20 protein-coding genes and 1 tRNA gene are annotated in these 22,036 nt (G+C 57.5%); 12 read left to right on the forward strand and 9 right to left on the reverse strand.

Annotated features, from left to right (window positions below; translation table 11 throughout):
• Positions 1-116: 116 nt before the first annotated feature.
• Positions 117-305, forward strand: coding sequence for a hypothetical protein (locus ACGHP1_RS02790; RefSeq protein ID WP_390507599.1), 189 nt, complete (start codon positions 117-119; stop codon positions 303-305).
• Between the two features lie 16 nt (positions 306-321).
• Positions 322-2,757, forward strand: coding sequence for a GH36-type glycosyl hydrolase domain-containing protein (locus ACGHP1_RS02795; protein ID WP_390507601.1), 2,436 nt, complete (start codon positions 322-324; stop codon positions 2,755-2,757).
• A gap of 330 nt (positions 2,758-3,087) precedes the next feature.
• On the opposite strand, the gene ACGHP1_RS02800 is transcribed toward ACGHP1_RS02795, so the two are convergent.
• A tRNA-Leu gene (locus ACGHP1_RS02800) sits at positions 3,088-3,174 on the reverse strand.
• Positions 3,175-3,404: 230 nt separating this feature from the next.
• Here ACGHP1_RS02800 and ACGHP1_RS02805 point away from each other — a divergent pair.
• Positions 3,405-3,779 (forward strand): DUF3592 domain-containing protein, encoded by a 375-nt coding sequence (locus ACGHP1_RS02805; RefSeq protein ID WP_097773999.1) that lies wholly within the window; start codon positions 3,405-3,407, stop codon positions 3,777-3,779.
• A gap of 14 nt (positions 3,780-3,793) precedes the next feature.
• Positions 3,794-4,747 carry an FKBP-type peptidylprolyl isomerase gene (locus ACGHP1_RS02810; RefSeq protein ID WP_390507603.1) on the forward strand — a complete coding sequence of 318 codons (954 nt, stop codon included), beginning with the start codon at positions 3,794-3,796 and terminating at the stop codon, positions 4,745-4,747.
• Positions 4,748-4,804: 57 nt separating this feature from the next.
• Here ACGHP1_RS02810 and ACGHP1_RS02815 read toward each other — a convergent pair whose 3' ends face one another.
• Entirely contained in the window at positions 4,805-6,580 is a 1,776-nt protein-coding gene (locus tag ACGHP1_RS02815) for an ABC transporter ATP-binding protein (protein WP_005946536.1), read from the reverse strand.
• A complete protein-coding gene (locus ACGHP1_RS02820; protein ID WP_390507606.1) occupies positions 6,577-8,316 on the reverse strand; it encodes an ABC transporter ATP-binding protein in 1,740 nt (579 codons plus the stop codon). The genes ACGHP1_RS02815 and ACGHP1_RS02820 overlap by 4 nt, the downstream gene beginning before the upstream one ends.
• Positions 8,317-8,523: 207 nt before the next feature.
• Between ACGHP1_RS02820 and ACGHP1_RS02825 the strand changes: the two genes are divergently transcribed.
• The 3 genes from ACGHP1_RS02825 to dnaK all read left to right on the forward strand — a co-directional run bounded on the left by ACGHP1_RS02825 (position 8,524) and on the right by dnaK (position 12,649).
• On the forward strand, positions 8,524-9,474 hold the full coding sequence (locus ACGHP1_RS02825; RefSeq protein WP_097776683.1) for a glycosyltransferase family 2 protein: 951 nt from the start codon (positions 8,524-8,526) through the stop codon (positions 9,472-9,474).
• A 165-nt stretch (positions 9,475-9,639) separates the two neighbouring features.
• A complete protein-coding gene (locus ACGHP1_RS02830) occupies positions 9,640-10,740 on the forward strand; it encodes an SseB family protein (protein WP_390507609.1) in 1,101 nt (366 codons plus the stop codon).
• A 91-nt stretch (positions 10,741-10,831) separates the two neighbouring features.
• Positions 10,832-12,649, forward strand: a complete 1,818-nt coding sequence (gene dnaK, locus ACGHP1_RS02835; protein ID WP_154261099.1) for a molecular chaperone DnaK — start codon at positions 10,832-10,834, stop codon at positions 12,647-12,649.
• Between the two features lie 196 nt (positions 12,650-12,845).
• Here dnaK and ACGHP1_RS02840 read toward each other — a convergent pair whose 3' ends face one another.
• The 4 genes from ACGHP1_RS02840 to ACGHP1_RS02855 form a co-directional block, all read right to left on the reverse strand.
• Positions 12,846-13,610: an amino acid ABC transporter ATP-binding protein gene (locus ACGHP1_RS02840; RefSeq protein WP_390507611.1), complete on the reverse strand. Its 765-nt coding sequence runs from the start codon at positions 13,608-13,610 to the stop codon at positions 12,846-12,848.
• Positions 13,600-14,364: an amino acid ABC transporter permease gene (locus ACGHP1_RS02845; RefSeq protein WP_390507613.1), complete on the reverse strand. Its 765-nt coding sequence runs from the start codon at positions 14,362-14,364 to the stop codon at positions 13,600-13,602. Before ACGHP1_RS02845 ends, ACGHP1_RS02840 begins: the two co-directional genes overlap by 11 nt.
• A 113-nt stretch (positions 14,365-14,477) precedes the next feature.
• Positions 14,478-15,317, reverse strand: coding sequence for an amino acid ABC transporter substrate-binding protein (locus tag ACGHP1_RS02850; protein WP_390507615.1), 840 nt, complete (start codon positions 15,315-15,317; stop codon positions 14,478-14,480).
• Positions 15,318-15,513: 196 nt separating this feature from the next.
• Positions 15,514-16,089, reverse strand: coding sequence for a nitroreductase family protein (locus ACGHP1_RS02855; RefSeq protein WP_207699133.1), 576 nt, complete (start codon positions 16,087-16,089; stop codon positions 15,514-15,516).
• Between the two features lie 179 nt (positions 16,090-16,268).
• Here ACGHP1_RS02855 and ACGHP1_RS02860 point away from each other — a divergent pair, with 179 nt between their 5' ends.
• Both ACGHP1_RS02860 and ACGHP1_RS02865 read left to right on the forward strand, forming a co-directional pair.
• On the forward strand, positions 16,269-16,394 hold the full coding sequence (locus tag ACGHP1_RS02860) for a hypothetical protein (RefSeq protein ID WP_291016486.1): 126 nt from the start codon (positions 16,269-16,271) through the stop codon (positions 16,392-16,394).
• Positions 16,395-16,637: 243 nt separating this feature from the next.
• Complete coding sequence (locus tag ACGHP1_RS02865) at positions 16,638-17,213, forward strand: twin-arginine translocation signal domain-containing protein (RefSeq protein WP_390507617.1); 576 nt, start codon at positions 16,638-16,640, stop codon at positions 17,211-17,213.
• A gap of 181 nt (positions 17,214-17,394) precedes the next feature.
• Here the strand turns inward: ACGHP1_RS02865 and ACGHP1_RS02870 are convergent, their stop codons facing one another.
• Both ACGHP1_RS02870 and ACGHP1_RS02875 read right to left on the reverse strand, forming a co-directional pair.
• Positions 17,395-17,853 (reverse strand): threonine/serine exporter family protein, encoded by a 459-nt coding sequence (locus ACGHP1_RS02870; RefSeq protein ID WP_207699135.1) that lies wholly within the window; start codon positions 17,851-17,853, stop codon positions 17,395-17,397.
• Positions 17,850-18,641, reverse strand: coding sequence for a threonine/serine exporter family protein (locus ACGHP1_RS02875; protein WP_390507619.1), 792 nt, complete (start codon positions 18,639-18,641; stop codon positions 17,850-17,852). The genes ACGHP1_RS02870 and ACGHP1_RS02875 overlap by 4 nt, the downstream gene beginning before the upstream one ends.
• A 537-nt stretch (positions 18,642-19,178) precedes the next feature.
• Here ACGHP1_RS02875 and ACGHP1_RS02880 point away from each other — a divergent pair.
• The 3 genes from ACGHP1_RS02880 (at position 19,179) to ACGHP1_RS02890 (ending at position 21,916) form a co-directional block, all read left to right on the forward strand.
• Complete coding sequence (locus ACGHP1_RS02880) at positions 19,179-20,099, forward strand: MetQ/NlpA family ABC transporter substrate-binding protein (protein WP_097773984.1); 921 nt, start codon at positions 19,179-19,181, stop codon at positions 20,097-20,099.
• A 150-nt stretch (positions 20,100-20,249) separates the two neighbouring features.
• Positions 20,250-21,263, forward strand: a complete 1,014-nt coding sequence (locus tag ACGHP1_RS02885) for a methionine ABC transporter ATP-binding protein (protein ID WP_097780908.1) — start codon at positions 20,250-20,252, stop codon at positions 21,261-21,263.
• The gene (locus ACGHP1_RS02890) at positions 21,260-21,916 is read left to right on the forward strand and encodes a methionine ABC transporter permease (RefSeq protein ID WP_097773982.1); all 657 of its coding nucleotides are present in this window, start codon (positions 21,260-21,262) and stop codon (positions 21,914-21,916) included. The genes ACGHP1_RS02885 and ACGHP1_RS02890 overlap by 4 nt, the downstream gene beginning before the upstream one ends.
• Positions 21,917-22,036 lie beyond the last annotated feature (120 nt).

The raw sequence follows: 22,036 nt of genomic DNA on the forward strand, positions 1-22,036 counted from the left end.
TACATTTCGGTTAAAATCAAAAGATTTTCGTTGCAGTTTCGTTATGATTTTCGCCGTATATAATATTACCTATAAATTGTGTTTCAGCGTTTTCGCTTACAGGAAGCACAAAAAGCGTGCTTGAAATAAATTTTCTGAAAATCATGAAAACATACGTATTTATGAAAGATACTTTCAGAATTTTTTTAGAAAATCCTCTTGCTTTTTTGGCCTGCTTGGGCTATGCTAGAAGCAAAGAGAATGCTTTGATCGTCCGCCTTAATCGTTTTCGCAAAAGCGATGCCGCCGGGGCTACCGGCAGCTGATAAGGAGGAAGCATTTATGAAATTCGGCCATTTTGATGACGCACGCAAAGAATATGTCATCACCACCCCGCGCACGCCTCTGCCCTGGATCAACTACCTTGGCAGCGAGGACTTCTTCAGTCTTGTCTCAAATACGGCGGGCGGCTACAGCTTTTACCGCGATGCGCGGATGCGCCGCCTGACCCGCTACCGCTATAACAGCTCCCCGCTGGATATGGACGGCCACCACATTTACATCAAGGATGGCGATACCGTCTGGAACCCCGGCTGGCAGCCCACCAAGACAGAGCTGGACAGCTACGCCTGCCGCCACGGTCTGGGCTATACCATTCTGGAGGGTGAGAAGAACGGTGTTTCCGCTGCGCAGGAGCTGTTCGTGCCCACCGGCGATGCCTGTGAGCTGGACCGCCTGACTTTGAAAAATAAGACGGATGTCGTAAAAGAGCTGGATGTGTTCAGCTATGTGGAGTTCTGCCTGTGGGATGCCATTGACGACAGCTCCAACTTCCAGCGCAACTTCTCCACCGGCGAGGTGGAGGTGGAGCCGGCTATCATCTACCATAAGACGGAATACCGTGAGCGCCGCAATCACTATGCGGTATTCTGGAGCAATACGCCCGTTACCAGCTTTGATACCACCCGCGATGCCTTCTGCGGTGTGTATGGCGGCCCTGCAGACCCGCAGGCCGTCCGCGCCGGGCACTGCTCCGGCAGCATTGCCCACGGCTGGGCACCGGTGGGCGCGCTGCACATCCATGTCACCCTTGCACCGGGTGAGGAAAAGAAGATCCTCTTCGGTCTGGGCTACATCGAGAACCCACAGGAAGAAAAGTTCACGGCTCCCGGTGTTATCAACAAGGAGCGTGCTCATGCAATGATCGCACGCTATGCCACCGATGCACAGGTGGACGCGGCCCGCAAGGCGCTGGCCGACCACTGGGAAGCGCTGCTCTCCACCTACCATCTGGAATCCGGCGAGGAAAAGCTGGACCGTATGGTGAACATCTGGCACCAGTATCAGTGTATGGTCACCTTCAATATGAGCCGCTCGGCCAGCTACTTTGAAAGCGGGACCGGCCGCGGCATGGGCTTCCGCGACAGCTGTCAGGATCTGCTGGGCTTTGTACATATCATTCCGTCCCGCGCACGAGAGCGCATTCTGGATATCGCCGCCACCCAGTTTGAGGATGGCAGCGCATACCACCAGTATCAGCCCCTGACCAAGAAAGGCAACCGCGATATCGGCACCGGCTTCAACGATGACCCGCTGTGGCTCATTGCCGGCACTGCCGCCTATCTGCGCGAGACCGGCGACTGGTCTATTCTGGACGAGCAGGTGCCCTTTGATAATGATGCCAGCAAGGCACAGAGCCTGATGGAGCATCTGCGCCGCAGCTTCAACTTTACCGTCACCCACCTTGGCCCCCACGGCCTGCCGCTCATTGGCCGCGCCGACTGGAACGACTGCCTGAACCTGAACTGTTTCTCGGAGCACCCGGGCGAGAGCTTCCAGATCACCGGTCCCAGCGAAGGCCCTGTGGCCGAAAGCGTGTTCATTGCGGGCATGTTCGTCAAGTACGGCCACGAGTACGCCGAACTGTGCGACCACCTGAACCTTGCCGATGAAGCCGCTGCGGCCCGCAAGGCCGTGGACGGCGTGGAACAGGCGGCCCTGACCTCTGGCTGGGACGGCGCATGGTTCCGTCGCGCCTACGATGCTTTTGGCAAGCCTGTTGGCAGCAAGGAGTGCACCGAGGGCCAGATCTTCATTGAGCCGCAGGGCATGTGCGTCATGGCTGGCATTGGCAAGGAGACCGGTCAGGCCGCGCAGGCATTGAAGAGCGTAGAGGAACGGCTGGATACCAAGTACGGTGTGGTTCTGCACCAACCTGCATACACCAGTTATCAGCTCAATCTGGGCGAAATTTCCAGCTATCCTCCGGGATACAAGGAGAACGCCGGTATCTTCTGCCACAACAATCCGTGGATTAGCTGTGCCGAAGCCGTTCTGGGGCATGGCGACCGGGCCTTTGAGGTGTACCGCAAGACATGCCCGGCCTACATCGAGGATATTTCCGAGATCCACCGCACCGAACCCTATGTTTACAGCCAGATGGTGGCCGGTAAGGATGCCCCCACCTTTGGCGAAGCAAAGAACAGCTGGCTGACCGGCACTGCCGCATGGACCTTCTTCAATGTGAGCCAGTATATCCTTGGCATCCAGCCCACGCTGGACGGCCTGAAGGTAGACCCCTGTATCCCACACACGCTGGGCGGCTTCACCGTTACCCGCCGCTACCGGGGCGCAACCTATCACATTGCAGTGGATAATACCGCTGCAGTCCAGTATGGTGTGAAGAGCGTCGCTGTGGATGGCAAGCCCATTGAGGGCAGCCTGCTGCCGCTGGCACCAGAAGGTGCTGTGGTAGAGGTGCAGGTGACCATGGGATAACCTTTACTGCATTCGTTCAATTTTCCGAAGAATACAAAAAATCCGAACCCTTCTCCTATCGAGAAAAGGTTCGGATTTTCTATTTTAGCGGCAGCCTCCCGGTAGACATTCCTACGGGTTGGGAACTGCGGCGGAATCTGGCGGTCAGGGCCTTACGGGTTGCGTTTGCTGATTTTTCTACAACCCCTTGGCAGGGCTTTGAAAAATCAGAACGCGGCCCCAACAATTCCTCCCTGTTTCAGCCGCTGGCTGCGGTCGTCGTCGTTGCTGTTCAAGTCCTCTTCCGCACCGAAAAAGAAAAACCAGTACACATTGTGTACTGGTTTTTCTTGGTGCGGATAAGAGGACTTGAACCTCCACCGAGTTGCCCCGATTAGAACCTGAATCTAACGCGTCTGCCAATTCCGCCATATCCGCATATTTTGTTTTGTTCGTGAGCTGTGTCGCTCGGAACGATAGTTATTATACCAGATATGGCAGAATTGTCAAGCATTATTTTTAATTTTTCTCGACAAAATTTTGCTTGAAAATTGATGCATTCTGAATGGCGGCTGCAGGGCGAAATTTTTGCCAAAGTGTGATACAATAAACAGGACGCGCCGGGAGGGTGTCCTGCGCGCAGACTGAGAAAACGAGGGAAATGCAGAATGTTCAATATCATTATTTTCCTGCTGGGAGCAGGCATTATGTTCTTTATGGCTCTGCGCAGTGTGCTGGCACGGCGCAGGCTGTGCACGCAGGGGCAGAAGGTCACGGCCACGGTGGAGGGCACCGTGCAGAGCCGGGATGGCGGTGCCTATGTGCTGGCCTTTACCACCGCAGGCGGCAGCCATCGGCTGCACTACCCGAAGCCTGCGCGGGGCAAGAGCTTTGCGGTGGGGGATACCGTCACCTTATACTATGACCCCGACGACCCGGAGAAGATGTACGTGGAAGGCGACCGGGCCACGCTGGGAGCCGAGGTGTTGTATACCGTGATAGGTGTGGCTCTGCTGGTGCTGACCGTGGGCATTGCCCGCTGAAAGGGGAAAAGAAGATGAAACTGGAACATTTTGGCATGGCTGAGCCGGGCGACTGCCGTCTGGTATTCACAGCCGGTGCCGAGGAACTGGCGGCAGCCGTTGCACAGGTGCAGGCGGAGCCGGACGCGCCGCAGGAAGAGGATGGTCTGCTGACCGAGGCGGTGAATCGCACCATTCTTGGCGGTTTTTCGGCGCTGTATGAGCAGCTGGTGCAGGAGTACCATGTGGTGCCGGTGACCGACCCGGATTTTGAATTGCTGGCGGTGAACCGGGCCGAGGGCTTCCGGGCGGGGGCGCAGTTCTACGCGTTGCCGCCGCTGGAAGTGGGAGCATACACCGGTTTCGTGCAGCCCATTGAGCCGCACCCCATCCGGCAGCTGACCATTGAACTGGAGATCAACCGTCACCACGGCGACGAAGAACGTGCAGCCGATGCAGCGGGCAAGGCGGCGCTGCGGCAGCAGGTGGCCCGCGAGATCTGGGCACAGCGCTGTGCCCAGGCTGAGCAGCGGGCACGCAAGGAGCTGGTATGGCAGCTGGGCGATGCAGTGAAAGGCCCGCTGCCAAAGCAGCTGGTGGGCGGTAACTATTTTGCCGAGCAGCGCCAGTTCAACCTGAGCCTGCAGGCCAATGGCATCAACTTTGACCAGTTCCTTAAAGTGCGCGGCCAGACGGTGGAAGAGTTCCGTGCATGGCTCCACACGCAGGCAGAGCGCAAGCTGCGCAGCTGGCTGGGGCTTCTGCTGGTGGCAGAAAAGGAGGGCCTTGCACCCACGGACGCCGAGGTGGAAGCAGCTGCTGCCCACTGGGATGCCAAGCTGGACGGTGAGCGCACTTTCCCCGCCAACGATGCACGCAAGGTGCGCCAGCGTCTGGCCCGGGAGAGGGCGGAGCAGTTCATTGTGGAGCACTCTACCCTCACGCCGCCGCCCGATGAACCCATCGTGCAGAAAGTTGAAAGCAAATAATAACAAAAAGGAGCGATGCAGCGCATCGCTCCTTTTTGTTATTATTATCAGGAACTCTCAGGTCTCCACGCCCTCGAACTGGCTGTTGTAGAGCTTGGCGTAGAAGCCGTTTGCAGCAAGCAGCTCGTCGTGGCTGCCCTGCTCCACAATGTGGCCGTCCTTCATCACAAGGATCACGTCCGCCTCGCGGATGGTGGAAAGGCGGTGCGCCACAATAAAGCTGGTACGGCCCTGCATCATGCGGGCAAAAGCTTTCTGGATACGCACCTCAGTGCGGGTATCGATGGAGGATGTTGCTTCGTCCAGGATCAGCATCGGCGGCAGGCAGAGCATCACGCGGGCAATGCACAGCAGCTGCTTCTGGCCCTGACTGATGTTGCCGCCGTCCTCGGCGATAACGGTGTCGTAGCCCTCCGGCAGGCGGCGGATAAAGCTGTCTGCATGGGCGGCTTTGGCTGCTGCCACGATCTCTTCAAGGCTTGCATCCGGCTTGCCGTAGGCAATGTTTTCCCGCACGGTACCGGCCCGCAGCCATGTATCCTGCAGCACCATGCCGTAGCTGCCGCGCAGGGAAGCGCGGGTCACATCCCGGATGTCGGTGCCGGACACCTTGATGGAACCGCCGTTCACATCATAGAAGCGCATGAGCAGGTTGATGAGGGTGGTCTTGCCGCAGCCGGTAGGGCCGACGATGGCGATGCGCTGGCCGGGCTTTACGTCGAGGGAAAGGCCCTCGATCAGCGGGCGGTCGGGCAGGTAGCGGAAGGAAACATCCTCCAGCTGCACATGGCCGTCCGGCTGCAGCACGGGGGCGTTCTCGACTTCCGGCACCTGATCGTCGGCATCCAGCAGCTCGAACACGCGGGCGGCGCAGGCCAGGGCATTCTGCAGCTCCGTCACCACGCCGGAGATTTCGTTGAAGGGCTTGGTGTACTGGTTGGCGTAGCTCAAAAACACGCTCAGCTGGCCGATGGTGATGCCGCCCCGCACCGCGTACACGGCACCCACAAGGCCCACGCCTGCGTACACGATGTTATTCACAAAGCGGGTGGCGGGGTTGGTCAGGCTGGAAAAGAAGATGGCCTTCAGGCTCACGTCCTGCAGACGGCCATTCACCTCGTCAAAGGCGGTAAGGCTCTCGGCCTCGTGGCCGAAGGCCTGCACCACCTTCTGGCCCTCGATCATCTCGTTGACCAGCGCGGTCTGCTCGCCGCGCACGGCGCTCTGGCTCTGGAAGTAACCATAGCTGCGCTTGGCAAGGAAGCTTGCCACCACGAGGCTCAGCGGGGTGATGCACACCACCACCAGCGTGATGGGCACATTCTCGCTGAGCATGAACAGCAGGGTGCCGAGGATGGTCAGAACGCCGCTGAACAGCTGTGTAAAGCCCATCAGCAGGCCGTCCGCAAAGGTATCCACATCGGCCACCATGCGGCTGACGATATCGCCGGAGGGGTGGCTGTCGAGGTAGGAAAGCGGCAGGGTCTGAATTTTGCGCAGGGCTTCGTTGCGCAGGTCGCGGCTGACAAGGAAGGTGATGCGGTTGTTGCACACGCTCAGCAGCCACTGCGCAAGAGCGGCCACACCGGCAACCACCAGCACCTCGATGATAATGCGCATCACACCGCCAAAATCTACGGCACCCTTGCCCAGCATCATATCAATGGCGCTGCCGCAGAGGATGGGGATATACAGCTGCGCGCCCACGCTCACAGCGGCCACCACAAGGCTGCACACCACAAACAGGGAATAAGGTTTGATTTTGCCCAGAACACGGGTCAAGGTGGCCTTGCGCTGCTGCGGGGTCAGCTTTGTTTTTGCTTTTGCACTCATTTCTGCGCATCCCCTTTCTTGAACTGGCTCTCGTAGATCTCCTCGTAGACGGGGCAGGTCTGGCGCAGCTGGTCGTGGGTGCCGATGCCCACCAGATGGCCGTCGTCCAGCACCAGAATTTGATCCGCGTACTGCAGGCTGGCGGCGCGCTGGCTCACGATGAACACGGTCAGGCTGCCGGGCAGAGCAGCCAGTGCCTTGCGCAGAGCAGCATCGGTGGCGTAGTCCAGTGCGCTGGCGCTGTCGTCAAGGATCAGAATTTCCGGCTTGCCCACAAGGGCGCGGGCGATGGTCAGGCGCTGCTTCTGTCCGCCGGACAGGTTGCGACCGCCCTGCTCCACAGGCTCGTCCAGCCCAAGGGGCTTGGCTTTGACGAACTCCGCAGCCTGTGCTGTTTCCAGTGCAGCCCACAGGTCCGCATCGGTGGCATTCTTGTTGCCCCACAGCAGGTTGGAGCGGATGGTGCCGCCAAAGAGCTGGGCCTTCTGCATGACCATGGCTGCCTTGCCGCGCAGTTCTTCGCGGGGATAGTTCCGGGCATCGCGGCCCATGATCTCCACCGTGCCTTCGGTGGCATCGTAGAAGCGGGGAATCAGGTTGACAAGGCTGGATTTGCCGCTGCCGGTACCGCCGATGACACCAATGGTCTGGCCGCGCTTTGCAGTGAAGCTGATGTCGGAAAGGCTGGGTGCACCGGCACCCGCATAGGTCAGGCTTACGTGCTCAAAGCGCACGGTATCGCCGGATTTTTCGGCGGGCACCTCGCCCAGAAGCTTTTTCGGGAAGGCCATGCCGGGCGTGGTGTCCAGCACAGCCTGCACGCGGCCTGCGCAGGCCAGCGCCTTGCTCACCTGCACGATCAGGTTTGCCAGCTTGACCAGCTCCACAAGGATCTGGTTCATGTAGTTCACCAGCGCGATCACGTCGCCGGAAGCCATGCCACCCACATTGATCTCAATGCTGCCCACATATAGCAGTGCCACAATGGCAATGTTGATGAGCACATAGGTCAGCGGGTTCATCAGGGCAGAGATATGGCCTACATGGAGCTGCATCTTGGTCAGCAGGTCGTTGGCATTCTCAAAGCGCTCTACCTCGCTCTTTTCCTTATCAAAGGCGCGTACCACGCGCACGCCGGTCAGGTTTTCGCGGGTCAGGCCCAGCACCCGGTCAAGGCGATTCTGTACCGTCTTGTACAGGGGCCGGGTAGCAGCCATGATGCCGAACACCACCACGCTCAGCAGCGGGATGGTCACTACAAAGATCAGCGCTGCACGGGAATTCACCGTAAAGGCCATGACCATGGCACCGATCACCACGAACGGGCTGCGCAGGAACAGGCGTAAAAACAGGTTCAGGCCGCTCTGCACCTGATTCACGTCGCTGGTCATACGGGTGATCAGGGTGCTGGTGCCGAGGGTGTCCATCTCGGTAAAGCTCAGGGTCTGGATGTGCTCAAACAGGGCGTGGCGCAGAGCTGTGGAATAGCCCACGGCCGCCTTTGCGGAAAAATACTGTGCCGTCAGGCTGCAGGCAAGGCCGATCATGGCCAGCAGCAGCAAAATGCCGCACCGCACAAGAATATAGTGGAAGTCGTGGGCGGCAATGCCGATGTTCACGATATCCGCCATGACCAGCGGCACGAACAGGTCGAACGTGGCTTCCAGCATCTTGAAAAGGGGCGCAAGCACGCTCTCGCGCTTGTAGTCCTTCAGATAGCCTAGCATCTTGTTCAAGGCGATACTCCTTCTTTCTTGCTTTCTTGCATTATAAGGTTTATGAAATCCTACTTATTATAGCGTACAAAAACTTAAAAAGCCATAGAAAATGTTTTTATTGCAAAAGTGTGCTGAAAACCGCCGGGCAAAATGCCGAAAACGGTTGAAACCAGGGTGGGGGTATGCTACAATGATTTTAAATATTGCACAAAAGGGGAAACAGGAATGCTGATAAGTTTGGTCGTTCCGTGCTACAATGAGGAAGAATCACTTCCCATTTTTTATAAAGAGGCCAGCAAGATCGCACAGCAGATGGGAATATCCCACGGAGCAGATTTTGAGTTCATCTTTGTGGATGACGGCTCAAAAGACCGCACACTGCAGATCGCGCGGGAATTGCACCGGAAAGATGCCCGTGTGCGGTACATCTCCTTCAGCCGGAACTTTGGCAAGGAAGCAGGCATTTATGCCGGATTAAAAGCGGCAAAGGGCGATTATGTAGCAACGATGGATGCGGATCTGCAGGACCCGCCCTCGCTGCTGCCGGAAATGCTGGAGCTGCTGCTCTCCGGCGAATATGACTGCGCGGCCACCCGCCGCACGACACGCGAGGGTGAACCGCCCGTTCGCAGCTGGTTTGCCAAAAAGTTTTATCAGATCATCAATAAGCTTTCGGATACAGAGATCGTGGATGGAGCAAGAGACTTCCGCCTGATGAGCCGCAAAATGACTGATGCCGTGCTGAGCATGGCGGAATATAACCGCTTCAGCAAGGGCATTTTCAGCTGGGTCGGCTTTAAAACAAAGTGGATCGACTACAAAAACGTAGAGCGTGTGGCGGGCACAACAAAGTGGAACTTCTGGGGTCTGCTCAAATATTCGATCGAAGGCATTGTGGGCTTTTCCACAGCTCCGCTGCTGATGGCGGCGGGCCTTGGCCTTGCCTTTTGCGTATTGGCGTTTGTAGGCATCATGATCGTGGTGGTGCGTGCACTGATGTTCGGCGACCCTACTTCCGGCTGGCCGAGCCTTGTCTGCATTATCCTTTTGTGCAGTGGTGTGCAGCTGCTGTGTACGGGCATTGCGGGCGAGTACCTTGCCAAAACATATCTTGAAACAAAGCACAGACCGATCTATATTGCTGCTGAGACCGAAGAAGATCTGGACGCGGAATAAGGCGTTTCAGGAAAAATGTATTTTTAACGGGGTGCCAGAAGAAGCTGATCTGGCACCCCGCTTTTTTTGAGCAGGGAAAAATGGATACATACAGATAGGCGTTGTACCCAAAGCCATTTCCTGCTATACTAAAAATTGACTAGAAACTGGAAGAATGGTGAGCAGATGGCAAAAAGACAAGACGGCGGCATCCGGCTGCGCCCGGTGGGCACCCGCAAGCATCGGCAGAACGCTCCGGCCTACAGCCCGGCGGGCACCGGCTGCCCGGCCTTTGAGCAGGCAGTGGAAAATTTATATAAAGGCCAGAACGAAGAAAGCTTCTGGACGCTGATGGGCGCTTTGAACTATGCACTGGAAATGGAGACCCATGTTCTGGTGCCGCTGCGCACGGCACTGACGGTGCACAACACGCCTGCACCGTGGACGGAGCATCCGGTGCCCACGGCAAAGGCTAAGGACCTGCAGCTGTGGACCCTGCGCAACGAGAAGGGCCGCACATGGCTGCCTATGTTCACCTCTGCAGCTGCGGCCTGCGCCGACCGCAGCACTTCTGCCCGGCCAATGGCGGATTACACCCTGCAGGATGCCATGGAGCTGGCCCTTTCCACTGAGGGGATCGACGGCGTGGTGCTGGACCCGTGGAGCCACTCGGCTACGCTGGACGGCGCTCTGCTCAACGGTTTGCTGCACGCGGGCCATACGCCGGAAGACCCCGGTGATGAGAAAGCGGATGCCGGAAGGGAAGCCGCCCGCAAGGGCAACTGGGCGCAGGCTGTGGAATGCTTTGAAAAAGCAGCCGAGCTTGGCAGCACCATGGGACTTGCCCTGCTGGCAGACTGTATTTATAAGGGCCGCGGCACCCGCACGAACCGTGCCGAGGCCCGCCGCATGTGGAAGGAAGCAGCGGACAGCGGCGAGATCTTATCCAACATTGCACTGGGCGATGACTGCGCTGCCAGGGGCGACAATGGCCGGGCACTTTTGTATTACCGCCGTGCCCGCGCCAACGCAGCCCATATGCCGGATATCGAGTACACTCCGCAGGTGTGCCTGCGTGTGGCCCAGACCGAAACGCGCTACACCAGCCGCAAAAAGGCGCTGGCACTGGCCGCAGAAGCAAGGCAGGGCTTTTCCATCAAGGCCCGTGAGCACGAGCCGGACGCAGAGCAGTGGCTGGCCGAAGCCGACCAGCTCATCCGGGAACTGACCAGTGAACTGCCTGCCCGAGCCACAGCTTACGACATGGAATCTTTACAATTGGACTAAAAAATCGTCATATCGGGACGGTAAGATATACTCGGAAATGATTTGAAGAGCTGCGCCCAAGATGCACAGCACCGGAGAGGAAACAGACAGTATGAGCAAAGTAATCGGCATCGATCTCGGCACGACCAATTCCTGCGTGGCAGTGGTGGAGGGCGGCAAGCCCGTGGTCATCACCAATGCGGAGGGTGAGCGCACCACCCCCAGCGTTGTGGCCTTCACGAAGGATGGTGAACGTCTGGTGGGCGGTGCGGCCAAGCGCCAGATCGCCACAAATTCCGGGCGCACCATCTCCAGCATCAAGCGCCATATGGGCAGTGACTACCGGGTGCACATCGACGGCAAAGACCTGACCCCGCAGGAGATCAGCGCCATGATCTTGGCCAAGATCCGCCGCGATGCCGAGAGCTATCTGGGCGAGCCGGTGACCGAAGCGGTCATCACGGTGCCCGCCTACTTCGACGACAGCCAGCGCAAGGCTACGCAGGATGCAGGCCGCATTGCAGGCCTGAACGTGCTGCGCATCATCAACGAGCCTACTGCTGCCGCTGTGGCCTATGGTTTGGATAACGAAGCATCGCAGAAGATCCTCGTCTACGACCTCGGCGGCGGCACCTTTGATGTGTCCATCATCGAGATCGAGGACGGGACCTTTACGGTGCTTGCCACCGGCGGCGACACCCATCTGGGCGGTGACGACTTCGATCAGCGCATCGTGGAATATGCCGTGGCCGAGTTCAAAAAGTCGGATCGCATCGACCTCTCCCGCGACCCGGCAGCTATGGGCCGGCTGAAAGAGGAAGCCGAAAAGGCAAAGAAGGAGCTTTCTGCCGCGCCGTCGGCACAGCTGAACCTGCCCTTTATCGCAGTGGGCAAGGACGGCCCTCACCACTTGGATATCTCGCTTTCCCGCCCGCAGTTTGAGATGATGACCGGCGACCTGCTGGCCCGCACAGTGGCTCCTGTGCAGAATGCGCTGCGGGATGCAGGCATTTCTGCCAGCCAGCTGGGCAAGGTGCTGCTGGTGGGCGGCAGCACCCGGATGCCTGCGGTGGAGCGTCAGGTGAAGGAGCTGCTGGGCTGCGAACCCAGCCACAGCCTGAACCCGGACGAGTGTGTTGCCATGGGTGCGGCTGTGCAGGGCGGTCTGCTGCAGGGCGGCGGCAAGCTGGCCGGTGCCACCGGCGCAGCGGCGCAGGGCCTTGTGCTGATGGATGTGACCCCGCTGACCCTCTCCATTGAGACGCTGGGCGGCGTGGCCACCCCGCTGATCACCCGCAACAGCATGATCCCCACCCGCAAGAGCCAGATCTTCACCACCGCACGGCCCATGCAGACCAGCGTGGAGATCAACGTGCTGCAGGGCGAGCGCCACTTTGCCCGCGACAACAAGAGTCTGGGCAAATTCAAGCTCACCGGCATCCGGGCAAGCTTCTCCTCCAAACCGCAGATCGAAGTTACCTTCGATATCGACGTGAACGGCGTGGTGAAGGTGTCTGCCAAAGACCTTGGCACCGGCCGGGAGCAGAACATCACCATCACCGGCAGCACCAACCTTTCGGAAAATGAGATCCAGCGCGCCATGGCAGACGCTGCCGCCTACGAGGCCGAGGACAGCCGCCGCAAGGAGCGGCTGGACCTGCACAATCAGGCCGAGGTGCTGGCCTACAAGGTGGACGAGGCTCTTTCCAAATGCAAAAAGGAGCTGGACAAGGACGAGAAGAACCGCATCAAAACCGACCTCGCCAACCTCCGCCGCTGCCTGCGCAAGGATAAGCCCGAAAAGATGAATGAAAACGAGGAAGCCAATCTCCGTCAGGCCAAGACCCAGCTGGAAGAAAGTGCCAACCATCTGATGGTGCTGTATACCAGTGAGCAGGATAGCAGCGATAACGGAGAAAATCATCTGTAATTTTACCAGCAGGACGGCAGATAGTTTCCTAAGTAAATGATCCGCTGGGGTGGGATCCTGTTGCCGCAGGCAATAGGGTGGGCGATGGAACGGCCCGTTGCATTTGCGTGGAAAGCTATCTGATGGCCTGCATCATAAGAACAACAAAACCTCCGCTGTGTTTTTGCACAGCGGAGGTTTTCTATGTGGAAAAGTATTACAGCATCTTAGAAAGGAATGCTTTCAGTCTGGGATGCTTCGGATTCGTGAACAGTTCCTGCGGCGGCTCGTCCTCCTGGATCTTGCCGTCGTCGATGAAGATGACGCGGTTGGACACCTCGCGGGCAAAGCCCATTTCGTGGGTGACCACCAGCATGGTGATGCCGGTGTGGGCCAGCTCCTTCATCAGTTCCAGAACCTCGCCCACCATTTCGGGGTCGAGGGCGCTGGTGGGCTCGTCGAACAGGATCACGTCCGGGTCCATGGCAAGGGCACGGGCAATGGCAATGCGCTGCTGCTGGCCGCCGGAAAGGCTCTTGGGGTAGGCGTCGGCCTTGTCGGACAGGCCTACGCGGGCCAGCAGTTCGTCGGCCTTGTCGGAAATGGCCTGCTTATCCTTGAGCTTGAGCAGGGTGGGGGCCAGCTCAAGGTTCTTCTTCACGGTCAGGTGCGGGAACAGGTTGAAGTGCTGGAACACCATGCCCATCTTCTGGCGCACACCGTCGATGTGGGCTTCGTCCACCTCGGTGCCCTCAAATTTGATGCTGCCGGAGGAGGGAATCTCCAACCGGTTCAGGCACCGCAGAAAGGTGGACTTGCCGCAGCCGGAGGGTCCGATCAGGCACACCACGTCGCCGCGGTAAATATCAATATCGATGCCCTTCAGCACGTCCAGAGTGGGGGTGGGCAGCTTTGCGCCCGGCTTCTTTTCGCCGCCGTAGGTTTTTGTCAGGCCGCGGACTTCCAGAATTTTATCGGTCACTTTGAGCCAGCCTCCTCTCAAACTTTGCCAGCAGACGGGTGAATAGCATGACCAGCACAAGGTAAATCAGTGCAACGCCCAGCAGCGGGAACATGGCCTCGTAGGTGCGGTTCATGATGCCCTGCGCGGCGTACAGCAGTTCCTTGCCGCCGATGACCGTGATCAGGGAGGTATCCTTCAGCAGGACGATGAACTCGTTGCCCAGTGCGGGCAGCACCGCACGGATGGCCTGCGGGATGATGATGACCACCATGGTGGTCATGTAGTTCAAACCAAGGCTGCGTCCGGCCTCCATCTGGCCGGGGTCAACGGCCATCAGGCCGCCGCGGATGATCTCGGACACATAGGCACCGGAGTTGATGCCCAGTGCCAGCGCACCCACCATGGTAAAGTTGCGGCTGTTGGCAAAGATGACCATGCTCATGATGAGCAGCTGCACCATCATAGGCGTGCCGCGGATGATGGTGGTGTAAATTTCGCAGATGATGTTGAAGAAGCCCAGCACCGGGTTTCTGCGGCCGGGGCGCTGCTGGTCGTGTGCCACACGCACCAGTGCCACCACGCTGCCCAGCACGATGCCCAGTGCCAGCGCAATGGCAGTGACCAGCAGGGTGGTGCTCACGCCCTTGATGTACTGCGTCCAGCGGTCTTTCAGGATGAAGGCCTGATAAAATTTGAAGAAGAACTCCTGCCCGAAGCTGAGCTTGGTGCCGCTGTTGAGCAGCTCTTTGAGCAGTTCGTATTGAGCAGCCATTCGCATCCTCACTTTCCTGTTTTGTTAGAATTTTGTAACCTTATTTTTCCAAAAAAAGGGGAGGTGCCCCAGTTGGGGGCTGCCTCCCCGTGGTTCCGTTATCAGCCAGCTGATTATTCAGCGGTGATGTACTTGTCCACGATGGACTGCAGGGTGCCGTCAGCCTTCAGCTCTTCCAGAACGGAGTTAACGGCATCTTCCAGAGAAGAACCCTTTGCCATACCAATGGCGTAATCTTCCTCGGCGTAGCTGGTATCCAGAATGACCAGACCGGGATTGGCAGCAACGAACTCCTGGGCGGGAGCGTTGTCGATGACAACTGCATCCACCTGACCATTGTTCAGAGCCTGCACAGCGGTCAGACCGTCGTCGTAAGCCACAACGTTTTCATCGCCGAAATCATCGGAGCAGTAGATGTAGCCGGTGGTGCCGCGCTGGGTGCCGATCTTCTTGCCGGCCAGATCGTCAGGGGAAGCAATGTCGGAGCCCTCGGGCACGATGATGGACTGGATGCCGGTAGCGTAGCTGTCGGAGAAGTCCATCACAGCCTTGCGCTCGTCGGTGACGGTAACGCCGGCCATAACGATGTCGGCCTTGCCCTGCTGCACGCTCAGCAGCGCAGCGTCAAAGTCCATGTCGTCGATCTGCAGCTCCAGACCCAGCTTGTCGGCAATGGCCTGAGCGGTCTCAATGTCGATGCCCTCGAACTCGCCTGCATCGGTGGTCATCTCGTACGGAGGGAAGGCTGCGTTGGTGGCCATGGTCAGCTTGCCGGTCTCAACGGTGGCCAGCTCGCCAGCGGCAGCGCTGGTGGAAGCAGCTTCAGAAGAAGCAGCAGAGCTTGCCACGGAGGAAGCGGTGCTTGCGGAAGAACCACCGCAGGCGGTCAGAGCCAGAGCGGCAACGGACAGACCGGCAGCTGCCAGAAAGCTGCGACGAGAGATCTTTTTCATATTCAAACACTCCTCAAATGTACTGTATGTTTTTGCGGTACGCCGGAACGATGCGATTCATCGAACATCTGGCGAACGAATTTAGTATAGATTGTACAAATTGAAAAGTCAATACTTGTGCAAAAAATCTCATCAATTGAAACCGAATTGAAAACAATTATACAAAAAATGCGTTGAAGAAATGTATATATACAAATTATAGATATTTTGCGATCTCTTCTTTGCTCCGCTTTGGCACGCAGTAATCCCGGTTCTCGTCCAGATAATACTTTACGCCGGTCTCAGCCGTCAGCGGCACAATGTGAGCCTTGTGGGTCGGGTAGCCGAACGCCACCATGAATGCCAGCTTCTGCGGTTCTTCAATGCCCAGCAGTTCGGTGAGGGCAGGCTTGTTGATCGCGCCCATGATGCAGCTGCCCACGCCTTTGTCCCATGCGGCAAGGGTCATGTTGGCAAGGGCGATGCCGGTATCGGTGGCAAGGTCGCCGGGGATGGAAGTGTCCTGCACCACGGCCACATACAGGGTGGGCAGCTCGTCGGCTTTGGGCGTGCCCTGCTCCGGCGGCAGATAGGCAGCCCACTTGACCAGCGGCTGCACCTTTGCCACCGCCTCGGGCTTGTTCACCACCACCAGACGCACAGCCTGACGGTTGGCTCCGCAGGAGGACAGGCGGACGGCCTCGACGATATCATCCACCACATCCTGCGGAACAGCTTTCTGTGCAAAGCGGCGGTAGGTGCGGCGGCTGACAAGAGTATCCATAACAGACATAAAGAGCACCTCCTTTATATAAGTGTTGTCAAAAGTATAGCAGATGCGGCAGAGTCTTGCAACGCTCCGGCGCAAAAAAGCTTGCACGTTGGGCAGTGATCTTGCCTTTTGCGACAGGCTGCGATTGCATCCGACAAATGATATATGGTAAAATATGGTAGAAGAAAGGAGGAGGCGCAATGGTATTGGCGGCAGGCATCGTGGGTTTTATTCTGGGGGTCAATTTGGGTTTTTTGTTTGCCGGGCTGATGCGGGCGGCAAAAGGGGAACATGAGCAGACAGAAGATGAAAACAAGACATGTTGAGAATGAATGAAAATAACGGAGAACAAAAAGGGCCGCTGTACGGGATGCTGTGCAGCGGCCCTTTTTGCCGGGCTTGACGGAACTTACGATTTTCTCTTGGTCGCTCCTGTTTTTCTGCATCCGGCGGCAAAAGATGCCAAAAACCACTTGACAAACTGTTACGGGGGGGGGTATTATATAGGAAAAGCAGGCTCCACAAAAAAGTGATGGGGGCATGCAGAAAAGATTGTGAGGTTGATTATTATGTCTAATATCTCTCGTCGTCAGTTCCTGAAGGGCGCAGGTGTCGCTACTCTGGCTGTTGCTGCTGCCGGTGTTCTGGCTGGCTGCTCCAACGTGCCTGACAAGCCGACCCCGGGTGTACCGGATAAGACTGTGCATATCTACTACATGATCGGGGTTCAGCCGGTCAATGGTGAGCCTGTCGAGATCTCTGTCAATGGTCTGGCTACCTATGTCACCTACGAAACCATCAAGGCAAACATTCCTGCCAATGTAGCTGCTGACTACGATTGCGCAAAGAAGAACTACGATATTGAAAAGGATGGCACAGTTACTGTCAATCTGCAGAAAAAGGCATCTGCAAAGCCTACGAAGCAGGTTATGATCAGGTATCACGAAGGCACCCTGCAGCTCGACAGCGGTGAGTTTACTGATTTTATCAATTATCAGGATGTTGAAGAGGATGCAACGAAGATCGATCTGAGCAAGCTTGAACTTGAGAAGACTGACTATAAGCTGGCTGAGAATGAGGCAAACGGCATCATTAAAGCCGAAGGTACAAAGCTCTACGCAGATGTCTACGTTCAGAAGAAGTAAATCTCTCATAAAGCAGTATGAAAAAGAGAGCTGCCGCAAAACAGCTCCCTGAATCGATCATACACAAAACCCGGAACCTTTTCGGGGCCTGAATGGCTCAGAAGGGTTCCGGGTTTCTGCTTTTTTACGCAGGATGCCGATGCGTTTTTATTTTGTAGCAGATATGCTGTATCCGTAAACATCACACTTTGTTCCGGTGCCGCTTTGGAATGGGCACGCTGAGCACCAGCGTGATGCCGATGGCCAGCGCAACGGCTACTTTAAAGGTGCTGATGCCGTTGGAAAGGGCCAGCGCATTGTTGCCCTGTATAAAATAGTAGGCGGTGTAGTAGATGCCCGCACCGGGCACCAGCGGGAAGATGCCGGACAGCAGGAACACCGTTACCGGCATTTTAAGCACAATGGCAAACACGCGGGTGAGCAGGGTGAGCGGAATGACCGCCAGCAGGGAGGCTGCGGCACTGTCTGCCCCCAGCATTACGGCCAGCTCGTAGACAAACCAGCCCACGGCACCCACCAGCCCACAGAAGGGCAGGCTTTTGCGCGGACAGCCGAACAGAACGGCAAAACTCAGGGTGCCTGCGCCGGCAATAAAGAACTGCGCGGCCAGCTCTCCGATCTGTGTACTGGTGAGCATCATGCGACCACCACCCCCGTAAAGAATGTATAAAGGCTCAGCACAAGGCCGGTGCCAATGGCAATGCTGGCTGCAATGAGCAGCGCATCGATCATGCGGATGGTGCCGGAGAGGTAATCTCCGTGCACAAAGTCGCGGATGCCCATGGTAAAGGCGATGCCGGGGGTCAGGATCATCAGCGAACCGATAATAGAATGACTGGCCGGTGTGCCCAGCACTCGGCAGGCCAGAATGCACACCAGCGTGATAAGCGCAGCACAGCTGATCTTGCAAAAGCCGCCGGGCAGCTCGTGCTGCTCACACAGCAGCAAATAGCCGCTGGCAAGAAAGCCTGCCAGTGCCGCCGCCAGCGCACTGCGCAGTGTGCCGCCGAAGATCAGCGCAAAGCAGAATGCACCGCACATGCCGCTGACCAGCTGCACCCAGTTCTTGGGAAAAGGGATGCGCCGCGCCAGCACCAGACGGCTCTCGGCTTCGTTCAGCGACATGTTGCCCTCTGCGATCTCGCGGGAGAGGGCGTTCACTGCCGCCACCCGGCCCAGATGAGTGGTGCGGGTAGGCACATTGCGCACCTCGCTGATCTCGGCGGTGCCCGCACTGGCAAAGATGCCGTTGGTCAGCACGTAAACATGGAACTCCCGCAGGTGGAATGACCGGGCCATGATCTCCATGGTCTGCTCCACCCGGAACACCTCGGCACCGTTTTCCAGCAATGTCTGGCCCGCTGCCATGATAAAATCCATGATGCGGCGGCGCAGTTCTTCATCCGGGAAAACCTCGCGGCTGTTCATTGCCGCACCTCCTTTATAAATAATGCTGTCTTATTCTACCATGTCCGCGGCTGGCGCACAAGATAAAAAAACGCAATTTCCTACTAAAAAACTTCGTTGTAGGTGTTGACAAATCCGGTCGATTGGATTATTATAAATGCAATATCACAAAAATGGCTGTGAAGAGAAGAGTAGGCCTTCGCATTGATCCTTACCAGAAAGCCCGGGCGATGGAAAAGGGCAGGAAACAGGAAGCTGAAAATGGTCTCGGAGCTGTGCGGGCGAGGTGCATGAGCGCTAAGTTCGCAACGGGATGCGCCCGTTACAGCGTCCGGCTGTAAGCAGCAAAGCTGCCGCAGCATTGAGGCTGTGCCCGCAAGGGTATGGTAAACCAAGGTGGTACCACGGAAGTATGTTATGCTCCCGTCCTTGTCTGAGCGTTGGCTCAAGGTCAAGGACGGGAGCTTTTTTCATGCATCCGTCAAAGGCCCTTAGCACGGAACTGTGCCGTGCGGGCCGCTGTACATTATAATAAGCAAATAGAGAGGGAACAAAACTATGATTACTCGTCGTGATTTTCTGAAAGTTACCGGAGCTGCAGCTGCTGCAGCTGCCCTGACCGCATGCGGCGGTTCTTCTTCCACCGCATCTTCCGCTGCTTCCGGCACTGCTTCTTCCGCAGCTTCTTCTGCTGTGGCTAAGCTGGACAAGGTGAAGGTGGCTGTGCCCAACGACACCACCAACGAGGCACGCGCCCTGACCCTGCTGGAGAAGAACGGCTTCTTTAAGCTGAAGGCTGATGCAGGCCTGACCGCAACCGCAAAGGACATCGAGGAGAACCCTCTGAATGTTTCCGTCGATGAGGTCGAGGCTGCTCAGGTGCCCAACGTCCTGCAGGACGAGGACTACGCCGTCATCAACTCCAACTACGCCATCTCCGCTGGTCTGGACCCCATGACCGATGCTCTGGCAATGGAGGACGGCACCTCTGCTTACGTCAATATTCTGGTCTGCAAGGACGGCAATCAGGAAGAGCCGAAGATCAAGGCTCTGGCCGCTGCTCTGCAGAGCCAGAAGGTGAAGGACTTCATGGATGAAAACTACAAGGGCGCTGTGGTGTCCGTTGTGGAGAACCCCACCGACGGCTATGACTCCTCTATCGACTACGATGCACTGAACGGCGAGACCGTCAGCTGCGCTGCTACTCCGGCTCCTCACTGCGAGGTTCTGGAGATCTGCAAGGACATTCTGGCCGAAAAGGGCATCACGCTGGATATTCAGGAGTACGACGACTACATCATTCCCAACAACATCGTTGAGGACGGCCAGTGCGATACCAACTATTTCCAGCATCAGCCGTATCTGGACGACTTCAATGCAGAGCACGGCACCCATCTGGTGACGGTTGCCGGCATCCACGTGGAGCCTATGGGCATCTACGGCGGCAAGCAGGACAGTCTGGCACCGATCGAAGGCTAAGCAAACTCCCCCAGTCACCTTGCGGTGACAGCCCCCTCGGGGAGGGGGCCTTTGCCTGACCGTTCTGTTTCAGGCTCCCTCCATGAGGGAGCTGGCAAACCCGCAAGGGTTTGACTGAAGGAGTTTATTCAACAGCAAGGAGCAATTTCTGTGATCGAGATCAAACATCTTTCCAAGACCTTCCAGATGAAGGACGGCGCGGTGAATGCGCTGAAGGACATCAACCTCACCATCCCGGATGGTTCCATTTATGGCATCATCGGCATGTCCGGTGCGGGCAAATCCACGCTGGTGCGCTGCATCAACCTGCTGGAACGCCCCACCGAGGGCAGCGTTGTGATCGACGGCACCGCTATGGAGACTTTAAACGCAGCCCAGCTGCGTGAGCGCCGCCGCGATATCACCATGATCTTCCAGCAGTTCAACCTGCTGATGCAGCGCAGCTGTCTGAAGAACATCTGCTTCCCCATGGAGCTGGCCGGTGTGAAAAAGGCGGATGCCGAAAAGCGTGCCAGAGAGCTGCTGGAAGTGGTGGGCCTGCCCGATAAGGCCAACGCCTACCCGGCACAGCTGTCCGGCGGCCAGAAGCAGCGCATTGCCATTGCCCGCGCACTGGCAACGGACCCCAAGGTCCTGTTGTGCGACGAGGCCACCAGTGCGCTGGACCCCAACACCACCCATGCCATCCTGACTCTGATCAAGGACATCAACAAGAAGCTGGGCATCACGGTGGTGGTCATCACCCATCAGATGAGTGTTGTGGAAGAGATCTGCGATCACGTTGCCATTCTGGACGGCGGCGTCGTGGTGGAGGAAGGCTCCGTGCAGGAGATCTTCTCGAACCCCAAAACGCCCGCAGCAAAGCGTCTGGTGGCACCCAACGGCGGCAGCGCCGCACGGGATCTGTCCAGCTTTGCACCGGACGACCATGTGGTGCGCGTCACCTTCAACGGTTCGTCCACGGCAAAGCCGCTGGTGGCAAGCCTTGCCGCAGAAAAAGGCATTCTGGTGTCGGTGCTCAGCGCCGATACCCGTGATCTGAGCGGCCAGTGCTACGGCTCCATGCTGCTCAAGCTGCCCGCTGATGTGGAGCAGGCAAAGCAGGCTGCGGCCTATATGCGCGCCCAGCCCGGCATTACGGTAGAGGAGGTGACCGGCGAATGAGTATTGCAGATTACGGCTTTGCCATCTGGGAGACCTTTTATGTGACGGTCCTTTCCACCGCGTTTGCGCTGGTGCTGGGCCTGCCGCTGGGTGTGCTGCTGGTGGCCGGTGATAAGGACGGCATTCTGCCGCTGCCCGGCTGGCTGATGCACATTCTCAACATCGTTATCAACATCCTGCGCAGTGTTCCGTTCCTGATCCTGATGATCTGTGTATTCCCGCTTACCCGTGCCATCGTGGGCACCACGGTGGGTACCAAAGCCACCATCGTTCCGCTGGTGGTGGCAGCCTTCCCGTTCGTGGCGCGTCTGGTGGAGACCAGTCTGCGCGAGCTGGACGAGGGCGTGGTGGAAGCGGCCCAGAGCATGGGCGCAACGCCGTTCCAGATCATTACCAAGGTGATGATCCCGGAATGCCTGCCCGGCCTGATCTCCAGCATGACCACCGCACTGACCACCATTCTGGGCTACTCGGCCATGTCCGGTGTCATTGGCGGCGGCGGTCTGGGCAAGATCGCTTTGTCCTACGGCTATTACCGCTACCAGACCGATATCATGATCGTGTGTGTCATTTTGCTGGTGCTGATGGTTCAGGTGTTCCAGACTTTGGGCACTGCTTGGGCCACCAGAAGCGATAAGCGGCTGCGGAAGTAACTCCTTCAGTCGCACTTCGTGCGCCAGCTCCCCCGGAGAGGGAGCCTCTGGCGAAGAGGAAAACTTTCCGGTATTGCCAAAGCCGAAAGGCTTTGACGGAAGGAGTCCTCTCCTCATTTT

The sequence above is a fragment of the Faecalibacterium sp. i21-0019-B1 genome, from assembly GCF_042852915.1.
Taxonomy (GTDB): domain Bacteria; phylum Bacillota; class Clostridia; order Oscillospirales; family Ruminococcaceae; genus Faecalibacterium; species Faecalibacterium taiwanense.

Bases quoted from the DNA above. Each gene is read 5' to 3' on its own strand.
- ACGHP1_RS02850 (WP_390507615.1), bottom strand. From the start codon at position 15,317: ATGAAAAAGATCTCTCGTCGCAGCTTTCTGGCAGCTGCCGGTCTGTCC.
- ACGHP1_RS02830 (WP_390507609.1), top strand. From the start codon at position 9,640: ATGGCAAAAAGACAAGACGGCGGCATCCGGCTGCGCCCGGTGGGCACC.
- ACGHP1_RS02860 (WP_291016486.1), top strand. From the start codon at position 16,269: ATGGTATTGGCGGCAGGCATCGTGGGTTTTATTCTGGGGGTCAATTTG.
- ACGHP1_RS02825 (WP_097776683.1), top strand. From the start codon at position 8,524: ATGCTGATAAGTTTGGTCGTTCCGTGCTACAATGAGGAAGAATCACTT.
- ACGHP1_RS02855 (WP_207699133.1), bottom strand. From the start codon at position 16,089: ATGTCTGTTATGGATACTCTTGTCAGCCGCCGCACCTACCGCCGCTTT.
- ACGHP1_RS02810 (WP_390507603.1), top strand. From the start codon at position 3,794: ATGAAACTGGAACATTTTGGCATGGCTGAGCCGGGCGACTGCCGTCTG.
- ACGHP1_RS02805 (WP_097773999.1), top strand. From the start codon at position 3,405: ATGTTCAATATCATTATTTTCCTGCTGGGAGCAGGCATTATGTTCTTT.
- ACGHP1_RS02815 (WP_005946536.1), bottom strand. From the start codon at position 6,580: ATGAGTGCAAAAGCAAAAACAAAGCTGACCCCGCAGCAGCGCAAGGCC.
- ACGHP1_RS02890 (WP_097773982.1), top strand. From the start codon at position 21,260: ATGAGTATTGCAGATTACGGCTTTGCCATCTGGGAGACCTTTTATGTG.
- ACGHP1_RS02870 (WP_207699135.1), bottom strand. From the start codon at position 17,853: ATGATGCTCACCAGTACACAGATCGGAGAGCTGGCCGCGCAGTTCTTT.
- ACGHP1_RS02845 (WP_390507613.1), bottom strand. From the start codon at position 14,364: ATGGCTGCTCAATACGAACTGCTCAAAGAGCTGCTCAACAGCGGCACC.
- ACGHP1_RS02880 (WP_097773984.1), top strand. From the start codon at position 19,179: ATGATTACTCGTCGTGATTTTCTGAAAGTTACCGGAGCTGCAGCTGCT.
- ACGHP1_RS02865 (WP_390507617.1), top strand. From the start codon at position 16,638: ATGTCTAATATCTCTCGTCGTCAGTTCCTGAAGGGCGCAGGTGTCGCT.
- ACGHP1_RS02875 (WP_390507619.1), bottom strand. From the start codon at position 18,641: ATGAACAGCCGCGAGGTTTTCCCGGATGAAGAACTGCGCCGCCGCATC.
- ACGHP1_RS02795 (WP_390507601.1), top strand. From the start codon at position 322: ATGAAATTCGGCCATTTTGATGACGCACGCAAAGAATATGTCATCACC.
- dnaK (WP_154261099.1), top strand. From the start codon at position 10,832: ATGAGCAAAGTAATCGGCATCGATCTCGGCACGACCAATTCCTGCGTG.